The sequence below is a fragment of the Microbacterium tumbae genome (genome assembly GCF_054780175.1).
In genome coordinates this window covers 351,470-367,168 of sequence record NZ_BAAGWV010000004.1, presented here as the reverse complement: position 1 = coordinate 367,168, position 15,699 = coordinate 351,470, and the positions used below count along the sequence as shown (strand labels likewise).

16 protein-coding genes are annotated in these 15,699 nt (G+C 68.4%); 12 read left to right on the top strand and 4 right to left on the bottom strand.

The annotated features are described in order from the left end of the window. The first annotated feature begins 5 nt into the window (after positions 1-5). Together ACYVGQ_RS16715 and ACYVGQ_RS16710 are read left to right on the top strand one after the other, a co-directional pair. Positions 6-1,547 (top strand): glycosyltransferase, encoded by a 1,542-nt coding sequence (locus tag ACYVGQ_RS16715; protein ID WP_460785809.1) that lies wholly within the window; start codon positions 6-8, stop codon positions 1,545-1,547. Beyond that, positions 1,541-2,857 (top strand): glycosyltransferase family protein, encoded by a 1,317-nt coding sequence (locus ACYVGQ_RS16710; RefSeq protein WP_460785808.1) that lies wholly within the window; start codon positions 1,541-1,543, stop codon positions 2,855-2,857. Before ACYVGQ_RS16715 ends, ACYVGQ_RS16710 begins: the two co-directional genes overlap by 7 nt. Before the next feature lie 269 nt (positions 2,858-3,126). Here ACYVGQ_RS16710 and ACYVGQ_RS16705 read toward each other — a convergent pair whose 3' ends face one another. Then, positions 3,127-3,456 carry an L-rhamnose mutarotase gene (locus ACYVGQ_RS16705; protein WP_460785807.1) on the bottom strand — a complete coding sequence of 110 codons (330 nt, stop codon included), beginning with the start codon at positions 3,454-3,456 and terminating at the stop codon, positions 3,127-3,129. 81 nt (positions 3,457-3,537) lie between these two features. Between ACYVGQ_RS16705 and ACYVGQ_RS16700 the strand changes: the two genes are divergently transcribed. The 10 genes from ACYVGQ_RS16700 to ACYVGQ_RS16655 all read left to right on the top strand — a co-directional run bounded on the left by ACYVGQ_RS16700 (position 3,538) and on the right by ACYVGQ_RS16655 (position 14,101). Continuing rightward, positions 3,538-4,896, top strand: a complete 1,359-nt coding sequence (locus ACYVGQ_RS16700; protein ID WP_460785806.1) for an alpha-L-fucosidase — start codon at positions 3,538-3,540, stop codon at positions 4,894-4,896. A 41-nt stretch (positions 4,897-4,937) separates the two neighbouring features. Next, positions 4,938-6,194, top strand: coding sequence for an ABC transporter substrate-binding protein (locus ACYVGQ_RS16695; protein ID WP_460785805.1), 1,257 nt, complete (start codon positions 4,938-4,940; stop codon positions 6,192-6,194). A 130-nt stretch (positions 6,195-6,324) separates the two neighbouring features. Next, the gene (locus ACYVGQ_RS16690) at positions 6,325-7,170 is read left to right on the top strand and encodes a carbohydrate ABC transporter permease (RefSeq protein WP_460785804.1); all 846 of its coding nucleotides are present in this window, start codon (positions 6,325-6,327) and stop codon (positions 7,168-7,170) included. After that, the gene (locus ACYVGQ_RS16685) at positions 7,163-8,053 is read left to right on the top strand and encodes a carbohydrate ABC transporter permease (protein ID WP_460785803.1); all 891 of its coding nucleotides are present in this window, start codon (positions 7,163-7,165) and stop codon (positions 8,051-8,053) included. The genes ACYVGQ_RS16690 and ACYVGQ_RS16685 overlap by 8 nt, the downstream gene beginning before the upstream one ends. Beyond that, entirely contained in the window at positions 8,053-9,198 is a 1,146-nt protein-coding gene (locus ACYVGQ_RS16680; RefSeq protein WP_460785802.1) for a mandelate racemase/muconate lactonizing enzyme family protein, read from the top strand. Before ACYVGQ_RS16685 ends, ACYVGQ_RS16680 begins: the two co-directional genes overlap by 1 nt. Beyond that, positions 9,195-10,220: an aldo/keto reductase gene (locus ACYVGQ_RS16675; protein WP_460785801.1), complete on the top strand. Its 1,026-nt coding sequence runs from the start codon at positions 9,195-9,197 to the stop codon at positions 10,218-10,220. The genes ACYVGQ_RS16680 and ACYVGQ_RS16675 overlap by 4 nt, the downstream gene beginning before the upstream one ends. A 10-nt stretch (positions 10,221-10,230) precedes the next feature. Continuing rightward, complete coding sequence (locus ACYVGQ_RS16670) at positions 10,231-10,944, top strand: GntR family transcriptional regulator (RefSeq protein ID WP_460785800.1); 714 nt, start codon at positions 10,231-10,233, stop codon at positions 10,942-10,944. Between the two features lie 94 nt (positions 10,945-11,038). Beyond that, a complete protein-coding gene (locus ACYVGQ_RS16665) occupies positions 11,039-11,698 on the top strand; it encodes a hypothetical protein (protein WP_460785799.1) in 660 nt (219 codons plus the stop codon). A gap of 68 nt (positions 11,699-11,766) precedes the next feature. Next, positions 11,767-12,867 (top strand): reverse transcriptase family protein, encoded by a 1,101-nt coding sequence (locus ACYVGQ_RS16660; protein ID WP_460785798.1) that lies wholly within the window; start codon positions 11,767-11,769, stop codon positions 12,865-12,867. A gap of 205 nt (positions 12,868-13,072) precedes the next feature. Further along, the gene (locus tag ACYVGQ_RS16655) at positions 13,073-14,101 is read left to right on the top strand and encodes an iron-containing redox enzyme family protein (RefSeq protein WP_460785797.1); all 1,029 of its coding nucleotides are present in this window, start codon (positions 13,073-13,075) and stop codon (positions 14,099-14,101) included. Positions 14,102-14,112: 11 nt separating this feature from the next. Here ACYVGQ_RS16655 and ACYVGQ_RS16650 read toward each other — a convergent pair whose 3' ends face one another. The 3 genes from ACYVGQ_RS16650 to ACYVGQ_RS16640 form a co-directional block, all read right to left on the bottom strand. Beyond that, a complete protein-coding gene (locus ACYVGQ_RS16650; protein WP_460785796.1) occupies positions 14,113-14,334 on the bottom strand; it encodes a CDGSH iron-sulfur domain-containing protein in 222 nt (73 codons plus the stop codon). Further along, positions 14,331-14,540 carry a hypothetical protein gene (locus ACYVGQ_RS16645; RefSeq protein ID WP_460785795.1) on the bottom strand — a complete coding sequence of 70 codons (210 nt, stop codon included), beginning with the start codon at positions 14,538-14,540 and terminating at the stop codon, positions 14,331-14,333. The genes ACYVGQ_RS16650 and ACYVGQ_RS16645 overlap by 4 nt, the downstream gene beginning before the upstream one ends. 115 nt (positions 14,541-14,655) lie before the next feature. After that, positions 14,656-15,402 carry a gamma-glutamyl-gamma-aminobutyrate hydrolase family protein gene (locus ACYVGQ_RS16640; protein ID WP_460785794.1) on the bottom strand — a complete coding sequence of 249 codons (747 nt, stop codon included), beginning with the start codon at positions 15,400-15,402 and terminating at the stop codon, positions 14,656-14,658. Positions 15,403-15,699 lie beyond the last annotated feature (297 nt).

Below are 15,699 nucleotides of genomic sequence, written 5' to 3'. Positions count from 1 at the left end.
GCGCCATGCGCGTCTTCAACGTCAACAAGGCGATCGGTCGGGCCTCCAGCGGGGTCGAGTACGCCCAGATGTACCGCAGCCGGCTGCTCGCGGGCATCCCGTGGGTCGACGACCGGTACGTGTTCACCGACTACATGGCCACGCATCCGAGCGTAGCCGCGGCGCGGCTCGGCTTCGCGCGCGAGCGGGTGATCTGGATATACGACCTGCTCACGGGCGGCTCTGCGCCCGGCTGCACGGTGAGCGTCGACGAGCTCCTGGCGGCCGTCGACCAGCCGCACGGCGAGCCGCAGCGCGCACGGGGGCGCATCGACCTCGCGTTGACGGGAACGGGTGTCCGTCTGCGGATCTGGACCGTGCAGGGGAGGTTCGTCGACCGCGTCGAGACCATCGTGCGCGGCGAGGCCGTGCGTGTCGCTCACTACGCCGACACGCTGCACAGCGTGGAGCACTTCCATGACGGGAAGGCCGTGCGTCGTGTGTTCCACACGCCCGACGGTCGCGTCGCCGCCGAGCAGTTCCTGCAGGACGGGGAGATCGTGCGCACGCGCATCACGCCCGCCTCGCCGCTGTACGCGGTCCCGGTCCGACGGGGGCGCGCCCTGGCGTTCCCGGGCGATCTCCTGCTCGATGGGCGCTCGGCATTCCTCCAGCACGTGTTCGCGCGGCTGTTCGATCGCCCGGACGACGTCGTGATCGTCGACCGGGCGCTGGACGTCATCGATGGGATCTACCCGGTGATCGGCGATCGGAGCCTGTATTCGGTCGTGCACGCCGAACACTACGACCTGAGGCAGATCGACGACGGCGTGCTGCTGTGGAACAACCACTATGAGCACGTGTTCACACGGCCCGACCTGGTCGACGGCTTCATCGTCTCGACGAGGCGACAGCAGCAGGTGCTGCAGGACCAGTTGTCCAGCCGGTTCCCCGACAGGCGCTTCCCGGTCGCCTGCATCCCCGTGGGCGTGGTGCACGAGCCCACCGCACGCGCCGGGTACGAGCCTCAGGCCGTGGTGACCGTGAGCCGCCTCGCCGCCGAGAAGCACATCGACATCCTGATCCGCGCCGTCGCGATCGCGAGCAAGATCCTGCCGGGCATCCGCCTCGACGTGTACGGGGAGGGGCAGCGCGACCCGCTCGACGCGGTGATCGAGGAGACCGGCATGCGCGACCGTGTGCGCCTGATGGGACATCGCGAGCTCGCGGGCGTGCTCGGCGGATACGCCGTGTACGCGTCGGCCTCCACTTCGGAGGGCTTCGGGCTGTCGCTGCTCGAGGCCATGGCCGAGGGTCTGCCGCTCGTCGGGTTCGACGTCGAGTACGGCAACAGGGAGATGGTCGAGCCCGGCGTGAACGGCCGCCTCGTGCCGTGCACGTTCAGCGAGAGGGATGCCGAGGCGATGGCCGAGGCGTTGATCGAGACGCTCACGTCGGACCGGCTCGACGACATGCGCGCGCACAGCCTGCGCAAGGCGGCGGCGTACACGGCCGACGGCGTGCGGCGCCTGTGGGAGGACCTGCTGAGCGAGGGGCCGACATGCTAGCCCTGTTCGACGCGTACGACGACGCCACCCGCGAGCTGTTGCAGTCGCTGACGACCGCGGGCATCCCGTTCGCGACGGTGGTCATCCGCTACGACGGCGAGCTCCCCGACGGGGCGCTGTCCCCGTTCACGGAGTACACGGGGATCGAGCGCACGGGCAGGCCGCTGTTCTTCGACGAGGTACCCGTGCCCGCGTGGAGTGAGATCCGACAGGGGCGCGAGCCCTACGCGCAGATCCTGCGCGACGGCCGGCCGATCGGGCGCATCCACTATGAGCCCGACGGCTTCCGGCAGGTGGAGAGCGTCGACTGGGTGCTGCCCGACGGCACACCCACCCACACCGACCACTGGGACCGCTACGGCAACCAGTACGCCACGACACACCACAGCGGCGGCATCGCCTACCAGACCGCGTACCGCGGGCCTTCCGGACGGCAGATCGAGGTGGACCACGCCTCGCGCGTCGTGACGCTGCGCTCGCCGCAGAGCCAGCACACCTTCGGATCGCTCGCCGAGTTCGTCTCCCACTTCCTCGAGGAACGAGGGATCCCCGACGACCATGTGCTGATCAACTCGCTGTCGCACCCGCTGTTCACGATGCGCCGACGTGCCGGACGCGCACGCACCACGCTGGTCTGGCAGGAGCCCATGCCCGGTGACGTGCCCGGCAACATGGCCTCCGAACTCGACGCGCCGCGCGCCCTGACCCGGGTGGTGTTCTGCGATGACAGGCTGCGACGCACGGTCGCCGAGCGGCATCCCGGCACCGCCATCGACCTCGCCTACCTCTCGCACATCGGGCAGTTCGCCGACAAGCGCGGCTACGACCTCGCGCGCACGTTCACGCTGACCAGCTCCGATGCGCTGCCGGCGCTGCCGGCGCTGCTCGAGGCGTTTCCCGGTGTGACGTTCTCGGTCGCCGCGCTGACGCTGATGAGCGAGAAGCTGCACAGCCTGGCCCGCGCGCATCCGAACCTTCGGCTTACCCCGCGCATCACGCACACGGGGATCCGCGAAGAGCTGGCGCGCGCGTCGACCTACCTCGACATCAACGGAGGCACGCACGTGCTCGACGTGGTCAAGGCCGCATATCACCTCGACCTCGTGGTGCTTGCTCTCGCGCCTCAGGCCAAAGCGCCCGACCACGAGCTGGTGCTCGACACCCCAGAGCAGCTGGCCGCGCGCCTGGCGGATGCCACCGCAGACGAAGAAGGCCGACGGCGGCAGCTCGACGCCCTGCACCAGCAGCGTGGCCCGCTCTCCACGCCCGACGACTGGCGGCGGCTCCTCGCATCACCACAGAGCCCTTGACCGCAGCCCCGCCGGCTATGCCGTCGAGAGCGTCTCGCAGACGCGCGAGCCCAGTATGTGTCGCCGAGCGCATCGACGTCGCCCCTGCGGCATCTATCGCAAGCTGGGCGTCACGAACAGGCATGAAGCGATCCTCGCTGCGGCCGACGAGAGCGCGACCGGGCGACGTTGGTCCCCGCCTCGGCGGAGGTCCATGGCTTCCGGAACGAAGCCATGATAGGACGTGTGCGCGGAGCGTTTGCGGATCGCGTCTCCTCGCGCGAGGCGCTTCAACGCCCGAGCTGAGCGCTCAAGCTCCAGATCTGTTCGAGCGGAGTGAGCCCCTCGGCGCCGTCGGCGTCGCGGAAGAGCTCGACGAAGCGGCCGATGTCGGCCTGCCACGCCTCGTTGGCGGGATCGGCGTCGAGCGCCGCCAGGGCGGCATCCCAGTCGTCGCAGTCGACGAGATGGAACAGTCTGCGACCGGCGCGCCAGATCGTCCAGTCGCGGATGCCGAGGCGGGTGAATGAAGCGGCGAGGTCGTCGGGGATCCGGGCATGGTGACGTCGATATTCATCGATCGCGCCCTCGCGGATCTCGGAGTGCAAGGCGATGCGCATGGGGAGACCTTATTCCTTCTTGTCCGAAGTGCGTGTATCAGGTATCGTATCGGATATCGGAATCTCAAAGGAGAGAGCTCAATGTCATACGCAGGCTTCCAGCAGCCCACGGACCGCATCCCGGGCGGTGAATGGTTCAGCGGCGCGGGGCTCGGCATCTTCGTGCACTGGGACCAGGCATCCCAGCAGGGGATCGAGATCTCCTGGCCGCTGGTCGGACGGTCGATCATCCCCGGGATGGAAGCCGTCGAGGACGCGGTCACGGTCGCCGAGTACCAGGCGACCGCGCCGACCTTCAACCCGACGCGATGGGACGCCGCGGACCTGGCGCGTCGCGCCCGTGAGGCCGGCGCGACCTACGTCGTCTTCACGGCACGCCACCACGCCGGCTACAACATGTTCTTCACCGCCGAGTCCGATTTCGGAGTCGAGCATGGCCCCTTCGGGCGCGACATCACGAGGGAGTTCGTCGATGCCGTCCGCGCGGAGGGCCTCCGCGTGGGCATCTACTACAGCCTCCCGGATTGGAACCACACCGACTATCCGGCCTTCCGGGATGAGGACCGACCGTACAGACTGGAGCACTGGCCGGCGGCCGGGCTCGCCGAGTTCGCCGACGCCCCGGAGGCCACGGACCGTCATCGAAGGTCGAGTCCTGAGGAGTGGTCGAGGTACCTCGAGTACGTGCGCGCGCAGCTCACGGAGCTGCTGACGGACTACGGGAGGATCGACCTGCTCTGGTTCGACGGCGACTGGGAGCGCTCCGCGGCGGAATGGACATCGCCCGGCCTGCGGCGGCTCATCAAGGAACTGCAGCCGGACGTCGTGATCAACGACCGCCTCCCCGGACAGGGCGACTACCGCACCCCGGAGCAGGGCTTCCCGCTCACCGCGCCCACGGGGCCGTGGGAGCTCTGCCTCACGATCGGCGACCATTGGGCCTGGCGCAGGGATCCGGACAACGAGAAGTCCGCGCGATCTCTGCTCGTCACCCTGATCGACGTGGTCGCCCGTGGCGGGAACCTCCTGCTGAACGTGGGGCCGGGGCCGGACGGCGCCCTGCCGGACGTCGAGCAGGATCGCCTCGGCGCCTTCGCGGACTGGATGCGGTCGCACGCCGAAGCCGTGATCGGCGTGGAGCCGACCGCGGGCGTCGACTACCACGGGCCGACGACGGCGAGAGACGGCCGTGTCTATCTCCATCTGACGACCCTGCCTGTCGAGGAGATCGTGGTGCGCGGACTGCCCGTCGGCAGGATCACGCGCGTGCACCGCCTCGCCGATGGATTCGAGCCGGGTCACGGCGTTGCCTTCGAGGTCCACGAGCAGTCCGCGAACGGCGATGAGCTGGGGGAACTGCGCATCGTCGCCCCCGAACCCAGCGGCGCGCTGATCGACGTCATCGCGATCGACTTCTCCCCGGAACGGCCCGAGCAGTAACCCTCGCATCGATGATGCATCCAATGAAGGAGGCACACAGTATGAATGCAATCCCCTCTCGGCGCGTGAAGCGCCTCGTCCTCATCGGCGTCGCAGGCGCGACCGCCGTGACCCTCGCCGGCTGCGCAGGCGGCGGCTCCCCGGGTGCAGGCGACGCCGGACGCCCGCTCGTGCTCTACACCTGGGCCGCCAGCGAGGGCGATCAGGCGCAGTGGGCGGACTTCGTCTCCGGCGCGAAGGCGGAGGACCCCGACCTCGACATCTCCGTCGAGGGGCCGAGCTTCTCGGACTACTGGACCAAGGTGAAGACGCGTCTGTCCGGCGCGAACCCGCCCTGCCTGCTGACGACGCAGGCCGCCAGGGCGCAGGAGCTCGGCGACCTGCTGATGCCCCTCGACGATCTCATCGAGCAGAGCGGGTTCGACATCGACAACATCGATGCCTCGATGCTCAGCGGCATGACCGTGGACGGCACCATCCGCGCGATCCCCTACGACGCGGAACCGGTCGTGCTGTTCTACAACGTCGACGCGTTCCAGGCCGCCGGCCTGGACCTTCCGGGCGCCGAGTACACCAGGGAGCGGTTCGTCTCCGACGCGAAGGCGCTCACCGACGGCGACAAGAAGGGTCTGGCGATCGCGCCCGGGCTCTTCATCCCCAACGCCTGGGCGCTGGCGGACGGCGTCCCCGCGGTCACCGAGGACGGCGAGCTCGACCTCACCAACCCCGACCTCGTCGCGCAGATGCAGAGCTTCTTCGACCTCGTCGCGGTCGAGGATGTCGCGAAGGCGCCCGAGGCCGCGGATGGATCGGAGGTCTCGCAGCAGGCGTTCACCAGCGGAGAGGTCCCGATGCTCATCGAGGGGCCGTGGATGTACGGCAGCTTCGCGGAGACCGCCGATTTCACTCTCGGCGTCACGATCGTCCCGTCCACCAGCGGTGAGGCCGCGGCGATGACGGCGGGCTCGGGCTTCGGCATCGCCGCGAACTGCGAGCGGCCGGAGGAGGCCTTCGAGGCCATCACCGCGCTCACCTCCCTCTCGGTGCAGGAGAAGCAGGCGGAGGCCCGGGGCATCGTCCCGGCTCGCGTCGAAGCTCTCCCGGCATGGGCGGAGGGGAAGTCGGAGGGCGCATCCGAGGTCGTGGAGGCGCTGCTCGCGAACGCCACGCCGCAGCGCACCACCCCGACCTGGAACCAGGTCGAGACCCTCATGACGCAGTACGGCGTCCAGGGATACCGCGGCGAGCTCACCGCGGAGGAGATCATGACGACGATTCAGAACTCGGTCGCGGGCTGAGCGGATGGCGATCGTGAGCGAACGGCGGGAGGCTTCCTCCTCCTCCGTGCTGTCCCGTGGTGCGGGGGCGCCGAACGGCGCCCCCGCACCACGGGGTGCACGATCCCCTCGGCGGGCGCGGCATGGATGGGTGGCGGTCGCCTTCCTCGCGCCCGGCATGATCGGCTTCGCGCTGTTCATCCTCACGCCGCTGCTCGGGTCGGCGTTCATCAGCCTCTTCGACTGGAAGCTGTTCGGCGCTCCGGACTTCATCGGCATCGAGAACTACCTGAAGCTCTTCCGCGACCCCACGTTCTACACGGTCCTGGGGAACACGGTGATCTTCGCCGTCGTCTACACCGCGCTGAACCTGCTCGTCGCGCTCGTGATCTCCCTGTGGCTCAACACGAGGATGAAGGCGGCGGGCGCGTGGCGGGTCATCTTCTTCCTGCCGGTGATCACGCCGATGGTGGCGAACGCCCTGGTCTGGCGCCTGCTCCTGTCGCAGGACGGCCTGGTCAACTCGCTGCTCGCCGGTGCAGGCATCGACGGCCCGAACTGGCTCTCCGACGCCGCCTGGGCGCTGCCCTCCGTCATCGCGATGTCGGTCTGGCAGTCCTTCGGATACAACGTCATCGTGCTCTCGGCAGGGCTCAGCGCCATCCCGAAGGAACTGCTCGAGGCGTCGCGCATCGACGGCACCTCGGCATGGCAGCGGCTGCGGCACATCGTCCTGCCTCTGCTGTCGCCCTCGCTCTTCTTCTGCTCGACCATGACGATGATCGGCGCCTTCCAGGTGTTCGTGCAGCCCTTGTTCCTCACCCAGGGCGGGCCGGGGGAGAGCACCAACACCTTCGTGCTCTACCTGTACCGGAACGGATTCGTCTTCGACCGGCTCGGCTACGCCTCGGCCCTCGCATGGATCCTCTTCGTCGTGGTGATGCTCATCACGGCCCTGCAGTTCGTCGGTCAGCGGAGGTGGGTGAACTATGAGTGATCGCGCACGCGCGGCACGGATCGCCGCGCCGCTGACGCGCTCGCGTCGACCGCGTCAGCGTCGGGCAGCAATGGGCGAATGGCTGAACACCGGGGCGATCGCCGTCGTCGCGGTGCTGTTCGCCTTCCCGTTCATCTGGATGTTCCTGACGGCGCTCAAACCGGAGGACGAGGTCTTCACCGCGACCCCGCAGATCTTCGGGTCGGAGATCCGCTGGGCGAACTTCGTCGAGGCGTGGACGGTGGTGCCGTTCGGCCGCTTCATCCTGAACGGCCTTCTGGTCGCCGTTCTCGGGGCTGCGCTCTCCGTCGTCGTGGCGGTGCTCTCCGCCTATGCGTTCTCGAGACTGCGATTCCGGTTCCGCGACAAGCTGTTCCTGCTCTTCGTGCTCACGCTCGTGCTGCCGCAGGAGGTGCTCGTGGTGCCGCTGTTCATCATGATCAACAGCTGGGGCTGGAACGACACCTATGGCGCGCTCATCATCCCGTTCGCGTTCACGGCCTTCGGCACGTTCCTGATGCGGCAGTTCTTCCTGACGATCCCGATCGAGTACGAGGAGGCGGCGCTCATCGACGGGGCGTCACGGCTGCGGACGCTGTGGTCCGTCCTCCTGCCGCAACTGGTGGCGCCGCTGAGCGTCCTCGCGGTGTTCTCGTTCATCGGCTACTGGAACTCTTACCTGTGGCCGCTGATCATCATCAACACGCAGGACATGGCGACCGTGCCCCTCGGGCTCGGGATGTTCACCGGTCAGTTCGGCACGCAGTGGTCGCTGCTCATGGCGGCGTCGACGCTGGCGGTGGTGCCGTCGCTGATCCTCGTGCTGCTGCTGCAACGGCAGCTGATCAAAGGGGTCACCCTGGGCGGACTGGGAGGACGCTGATGACGACACGACAAGAGCCGGCGGTTGCGCCCGACGCGGAGAGCGGGCGGGCCCCGGGCAGCAGGATCGTCCGCGCGACCGCGCGGCTCTGCGACCTTCCCGTGGAGATGCCGCGCACCGACGCGCTGCAGTCCTTCGTGAAGCAGGAGACCGTCTTCGTCCATCTCGTCACCGAGGACGGCGGCGAGGGCACCGGGTACAGCTACACGATCGGCACGGGCGGAGCCGCGGTGCTGAGCCTGCTGCGGGAGTCCCTGCTGCCCGCGCTGATCGGGCTCGACGCCGACCGGCCGGAGGAGGTGTGGCAGACGCTCTACGGGATCACCAGAGCGACCATGGTCGGGGTGATCACGGCACTCGCGCTCGCCGCCGTCGACACCGCCGTCTGGGATGCACGCTCCCGCCGCGCGGGGCTTCCGCTCTGGGTGGCGGCGGGCGGCGCCTCGCCGTCCGTTCCGGTATACGACACGGAGGGGGGCTGGCTGCACTTCAGCACCGACGAGCTGGTCGTGCACGCCGTCGACGCCCGCGAACGCGGTCTCGGCGGCGTCAAGATCAAGGTCGGGATGCCGCGCGGGCACCAGGACCTGGAGCGGCTCCGCGCCGTACGGGACGCGGTCGGCCCAGGGATGGACATCATGGTCGACGCGAACCAGTCCTTCACCGTGGCCGAGGCCGTGCGTCGCGCCAGGCTCTTCGAGCAGGTCGACGTCTTCTGGTTCGAGGAGCCGCTCCCCGCCGAGGACATCGAGGGGCATCGCCTGCTGGCGCGCTCGACCTCCGTGCCGATAGCGGTGGGGGAGAGCATGTACTCCCTCGGGCATTTCCGCGAGCACCTGCAGCGGGGCGGCGCCTCGATCGTGCAGCCCGACGTCGCCCGGGTGGGCGGCATCACGCCGTGGTTGAAGATCGCGCACCTCGCCGAGGCATTCAATGCGCCGGTCGCCCCGCATTTCCTCATGGAGCTGCACCTCTCGCTCGTCTGCAGCATCCCGAACGCCCTGTACCTGGAGCACATCCCGCAGCTGCGCGCCGTCACCACCGCGGAGCTGCGCATCGAAGAAGGTCGCAGCTGGGCGCCCCTCGCACCGGGGCTCGGCATCGACTGGGACGACGACGCGCTCGATCGTCTGGTCGTCGCATGACCGATCTCGTCGACAGGGTCCCGCTCGGCCGCGGCGGCCTGCGGGTCTCGCCGATCGGATACGGGGCGGCGGCGCTCGGCAACCTCTACCGGCCGCTCGCCGAGGACGAATGGCAGGACATCGTCCCCACGGCGTGGGAAGGCGGCGTGCGATACTTCGACGTCGCCCCGCACTACGGGCTCGGCCTCGCCGAGCGCCGACTGGGGGAGAGCCTCCGGGCGTTCCCGCGCGAGGAGTTCACGCTCTCGACCAAGGTCGGACGACTGCTCGTGCCGCAGGAGCCGCACGGACGCACGGACATCGACAACCTCTTCGCGGTCCCCGCCGACCATCGGCGCGTGCGCGACTACTCCCGCGACGGCGTGCTGCGGTCGATCGAGGCGTCCCTGGAGCGGCTCGGGGTCGATCGGATCGACCTCGTGCTCGTGCACGACCCGGACGATCATGAGCGCGAAGCGCTCGACGGCGCCTTCCCCGCACTGCGCGAGCTGCGCGATCAGGGGGTCATCGCCTCGTTCGGCGCGGGCATGAACCAGAGCGCGATGCCGGCGCGGTTCATCCGGCAGACGGACGCCGACGTGATGATGATCGCCGGCCGCTGGACGCTCCTCGACCGATCGGCGGCGGAGGAGCTCCTCGACGCCGCGCTCGAGTACGACGTCTCCCTCGTCGCCGCAGCGGTCTTCAACTCCGGTCTGCTCGCCACGGACCGGCCGTCCGCAGGCGCGCCGTTCGACTACGCCCCGGCGGACGGCGAGGTGCTCCGGCGGGCCGCCCGGCTGGCGGAGTTCGCCCGGCGGCACCGCAGCACGCTGCCGGAGCTCGCCGCGCAGTTCCCCTTCACCCATCCGGCCGTGCATGCGGTGGTGATCGGTGCGGCGAATGCGGAACAGGTGCGGCGCAACAGCGCTCTTCTGCATAGGAGGGTGGATGACGACGTGTGGACGGAGCTGCCGGCGGCGGACGTCCCGGCGCCCCGCAGGGAAGGGGCATCCCCGGGAGTCGGACGGGGCACGCCATAGGATGAGACTCATGTTCAGCGACGACGACAGGCACGGCCCGCGGCCGCTCCCCGTTCGTCGCGCCCTCGGCGACGACGTCTACGACGCGGTGCTCGCGCTCCTCATGGACCGGACGATCGAACCGGGGGCGAGGGTGAACATCGATGCCGTGGCCAGGGACCTCGACGTCTCGCAGACGCCCATCCGCGAAGCGCTCACGCGCCTGATGTCGGATGGGCTCGTCGAGAGGCGCACCCTCAAGGGGTATGTCGCGGCTCCGCTGCTGGACGCTGCAGGCCTGCGCGACCTCTACGACATGCGCGAACTGCTCGAGCCGGAGGCGGCGCGGCGTGCGGCCGCCCGGCTCGAGGCGGAGGCGGAGGAGGAGCTCGAGGCCTCGGTGGCGCGGATGCGCTCGGCGTCGAGCCCGGCTGAGGACGAGCACTTCACGAACTACCGTCGGTTCATCGACGAGGATCTCCGCTTCCATCATCTGATCGCCGACCACGCGGGGAACCCGCTGCTCGCCGACGCGATCGTACGACTGCGTTCGCACATGCACCTCTACCGGCTGAACTTCCGGCACGATTTCGAGGAGAACACCGTCACAGAGCACGCGGACGTGCTCGCGGCGCTGCGTGCGCGCGATCCCGAGTCGGCATCGGCGGCGATGCGCACCCACATCGAGAACTCCTATGCGCGTCTCGGTCCGGTGCTGCGACGGTTCGACGGCTCCGGGGCCTGAGAATCGGATGCGCGCGTGTGCGACCCGCTCGCCGGCCGTATATGTTTCGTGTGTGCGCTCTCCATCTTCCGCTCCTCTCGAACGCCGCCAGCCCGTGTTTCTGTTCGTCGACGAGTCGGGCACCTCCGCCAACGACCCGATGACCCTTGTGGGAGTGACGGCGTTCTACGACGTCGCGAGAGCCGAGCGTCTGATCAAGCAGGCATACGATCGCGTGCGCGGCGATGCGACGCTGTGGGTGGATCAGGAGCGGCGGCGGAATTTCAGCGCCACGGGGTTCCACTTCACCGAAGACAGCGAATCGGTCCGTGGCGTGCTCTTGGATGCGCTCGGCTCGATCGATTTCCGTGCGTACGCCGCGTATGCGCGGAGGGATGACGAACGATCGGTCACGGACCTGCTCACGAACATGTACGGCACATTGCTGAGCAGCGTGCTGGCGAGATATCGCGACTTCGATCTCACCGTCGTGTTCGAGCAGAACCCCGTGATGGATCCGCTCTACGGCAAGATCTGGTCTGCACTGAAGTCGACCGTGGACGATCTCCCTTCCGCCGTCGCACTGCGAGGCACGAAGCGCGCGCCCTGTCTCGCCGTAACGGACTATGTGCTGGGTGTGACGGGAAAGCACCTCTCCGGAAAGGCGGCGGATTTTCAGACGCTGAGATTCGCCGCACTCGGCCGGAAGTACGCTTATCTGATCGACTATGACGACGATAGGCACCTAGGCGGGCGCCGACACCCTATCCTGTAGTAGCCAGGGGCGCCGCAGTTTTGGAGACGAGTCGTCTCCGTGACCTTGTGACCTGAAAGAGAGCCACTATGGCGCCCCTGGACCCTATTTTCGAGTTCACCTATCACGACTCCGCTGCCTCATTGGAGGCACCGCTCGGCCGGTCGGCTGCGGGACTGCACGTTCTTGCAGAGCGTTGCGACTCCGGCGAGGCGTATGACCAGGAGATGATGCGCGTGCGTCGCAAATGGCGCGCCGTCGCGATCCCGGACCGCGAACTCGATATCACACAGCGTCGTATCAGCGCCTTCCTGTTCCCGGTCGACATCGCCATGGGAGCGGCAGTCCACGGGTATGTCGCGCGCCGGTCCATCCTGACGAATGCAGAGCCCCATATCGGGGCGAAGCACCTCCAGAAGTTCGATATCGCGGACTTCTTCTCCAACATCACCACGGAGAGGATCACGGCGTCGCTTGAAGCGGCGGGGTTCGGCGCGGACGCCGCGACCATCATCGCCCGTCTCGTGTCGTGCGAGGGACGTCTTCCTCTCGGCGCCCGGACCAGCCCGCGGATCTCGAATCTGGTCCTGAGGGACTTCGACGAAGCGGTGATGCAGGTCGCGGAGAACGCAGGGCTCACCTATACGCGCTATGCGGATGACCTCTCTTTCAGCGGCACGCATGCTTTCGACGTCAGCGATGTCGTGGCGTCGGAACTGACGCGCCGCGGGTTTCAGCTCAATGCCTCGAAGACCCGGACGTTCAAGCATGGCCAGCCGATGTTCGTCACAGGCCTGTCGGTCTCGGACGACAAGTACCCCCGTCTGAGGAAACGTCTGAAGGCTCAGCTCCGGAAGGAGTTCTACTTCGTGGAGAAGTTCGGCTTGGACGAGCACGCCGAGAGGACAAGGCGGGATGCGCGAGAGGCGGAAGGCCGGATCATGGGCTTGTTCCACTATGCGCGTTCGATCGAGCCTGAGTTCGCGGCCGGGCTGGAGCGGAACTACCCGAAGGCGCACGCGACGTTGATTCCCCGTCGGACCGACGATCGTATCGAGCGAGTCCGTCGACACCGTGAGAATTTCCTCGACATGGTGACCGCCGCACCCGCCCAGGCTCTGCCGTTCTACACGCCGACGATCGAGCTCGGCCCGATGGAGGGACTCTCCACGACCTCCGACGGCGACTGAGAAGCCGCGCTCTCCCGCATCCACAGTGCGAGCGATCGCGAGCCGAATCGCGCACCGCCTCTGGAGCCCTCGTCGTCCAGGACCGTCGCAGAATCCCTCCGCCTACCGGTCCCCGCCGCGCGGGCGCAACCCCCTCGCCTCGTCCCGTGTCCGGTGCGAGAGTGGAGCTGACGGCCGACGCCGTCGGAGTTGAGGAGCGGCAGGCATGAGCACGACACAGGTCCCGTTCTCGGCGCGAGGACCGCTGAGCGAGATCCTTCTCGGGAGCATCGGCGATGAGGAGGGCGACAGATTCGCCGACCTGATCCGCGTCGCGACCGACGCCCTGACCGCAGTGGAGGACGTCGTCATGGACGACGACATCCAGCTCAGCCTCTTCGTGCTCTACGGCCTGAGCTATGGATCCGTGCCCGCGCTCCCCGCAGCGCTCGAGTGGGATCCGGAGCTGATCCGGGTGCGCCGCCGTCTCGAGCACGGGTTCGAGACGGCGATTCGCGAGCGCGTCCCCGTCCCTTCGCTTCCCTCTCCTGTCGCCGGTGATGTGGCCGCGGCGCTGTTCGCTCTGACATCGGAGGACGCGGGTCCCAGCCTTGCTCGCCACCTGGCGAAGAAGGCCACCCTGCAGCAGGCCGAGGAGTTCCTGATCCAGCGGTCCGTCTACACGCTGCGCGAGGCCGATCCGCACAGCTGGGCGATCCCCCGCCTGACGGGCGCGGCCAAGGCGGCGCTCGTGGAGATCCAGGCCGATGAATACGGTGGAGGCCGTCCGGAACGCGTGCACGCGCAGATGTTCGCCGAAAGCATGGCGGGCGCGGGCCTCGACGCGACTTACGGCGCCTACGTGGATGCCGTGCCCGCGATCACGCTGGCATCGCTGAACATGATGTCGATGTTCGGCCTCAACCGGCGTCTCGTCGGTGCGATCGTCGGCCATCTCGCCGCCTTCGAGATGACCTCCTCCATCCCGAACCGTCACTATGCCGACGGCTTGCGTCGCCTCGGGTACGGCACGGTGGTCACGGCGTACTTCGACGAGCACGTGGAGGCCGACGCCGTCCACGAGCAGATCGCAGGTCACGATCTCGCCGGTGCGCTGGCCGAGGCGGAGCCCGTCCTGCTGCCGGACATCATGTTCGGCGCGGCGGCGTGCCTGACCGTCGACGGTCTCGTCGGAGCGCACATCCTCGATGCCTGGGCGACCGGAGCCTCATCGCTGCGCACCGAGCGGGCCTGATCACCTGTTCGTCAGGCGTTCGTCGGATCGTCGTCGGTGCGGAAGCCGACCAGCTTGTGAGTGCCGTCGCAGAACGGCTTGATCGTGCTCACACCGCACCGGCACAGCGCGACCGTCGCCCGACGCAGGTCGACGGGCTCCCCGTCCGAACCGTAGATCCGCACGTTCCCGCGCACGATCAGGGGACCGTCCCGGTAGGCCGAGATGCTCCCGTCGGATGCCGATGCCGTCACGGGAGCTCCGTCCCGCGGGGATCCCGTGACGGCGGGCGCGTTCCTACGCCGGCCTCGTCGTTCGCCTCCGACCGGTTCGGAATCTCGGCCTCGTCATCGGGATCGATCCTGACGGTCTCCGCGGAGCCCGAATCCGCACCCGCCCCGCCGGCGGGCACCTCCTCGACGTCATCCCCCTCCGGTGACGAGCTCTTCTCATCGGACATGGCGCATCCCTTCGTCGTGATGTCGTCACGATAGACGCGCCCGCGGCCGACGGCGATCGGGTTGACCGACGGCCCCGACAGCGCTATTGGCGCTCGGAGGCTCGGTGCAGGGCGATCAGCTCGCCGCGCGGACCGGCTCCTGCTTCAGCTGACGTTCCAGACGCTTCAGCAGCGGCAGCAGCTGCGACGTCGCGGTGTCCGGATGCTCGGGGTGCCACTGCACCCCGGTGATCGGGGCGGTCTCGTGCACGACGGCCTCGATCACACCGTCCGCAGCCCGGCCGGCGACGCGCAGGCCGGATCCGAGCACCTCCACCGCCTGGTGGTGCGTGCACAGCACGGGGAGCGCGGCGTTCACATCGCGTGCGAGACCGGAATCCGGCTCGAGTCGGATGCGCATCTTGACGAAGGCGTCCGCCGCGGAGGGACCGCGGTGGTTGTGCACGGTCGGCAGGTGCTGCACGAGCGTTCCGCCGAGCGCCACGTTGATCACCTGAAGTCCTCGGCAGATGCCGAGCAGCGGCTTCTGCTGCTGCAGGGCCTCGAGAACCACGGCGATGTGCGTGCTGTCCGTGCGCGGCTCGTGATGGCCCGAGCCGGGATAGTCGACCTTGTCGCCGTACAGGCGCGGGTCCACGTCCTCGCCGCCCATCAGGATGACGAGATCCGCGGCCCGGGCGGCGGCCAGCGTGTCCGCGGTCGGCACCTCGGCGGTGGGAACGAGGAGAGGGTCCCATCCCAGCCGGTTCGCGGTCTCCATCGTCGAGGCGTTCAGCATGTCCAGCTCGGCCTGGTAGAGGGCGGCATGGGGGCGCTTCGTTCGTGGATGCAGGATCGCAACTCGGCGGGCGGCGGTGGGCATTGCGTCTCCGGTCGTTCTCAGGCCGTGTCACCCACACGACCCCGTTACTGCTGAGGTGTGGCATCCATCCTGCAAGACGAGCTTTGCGCGGCTGAGTCGCCGATGTTTCCGGGATGTTTCCGCTTCCCGTGCGATGGGGCGTCATCAGGCGGTTCTTCGGCGGGGGAGCGCAGCGGGACGAACGGATCTGGGTCGAACGGCGTTTCGACTCGCCTTCGGCTCGCTCAACGAGCGGTGGAGAGTGGCGTTCGCTGAAGAGCGGTGGAGGATGATGCTCGCCGAAGAGCGGTGGAGGAT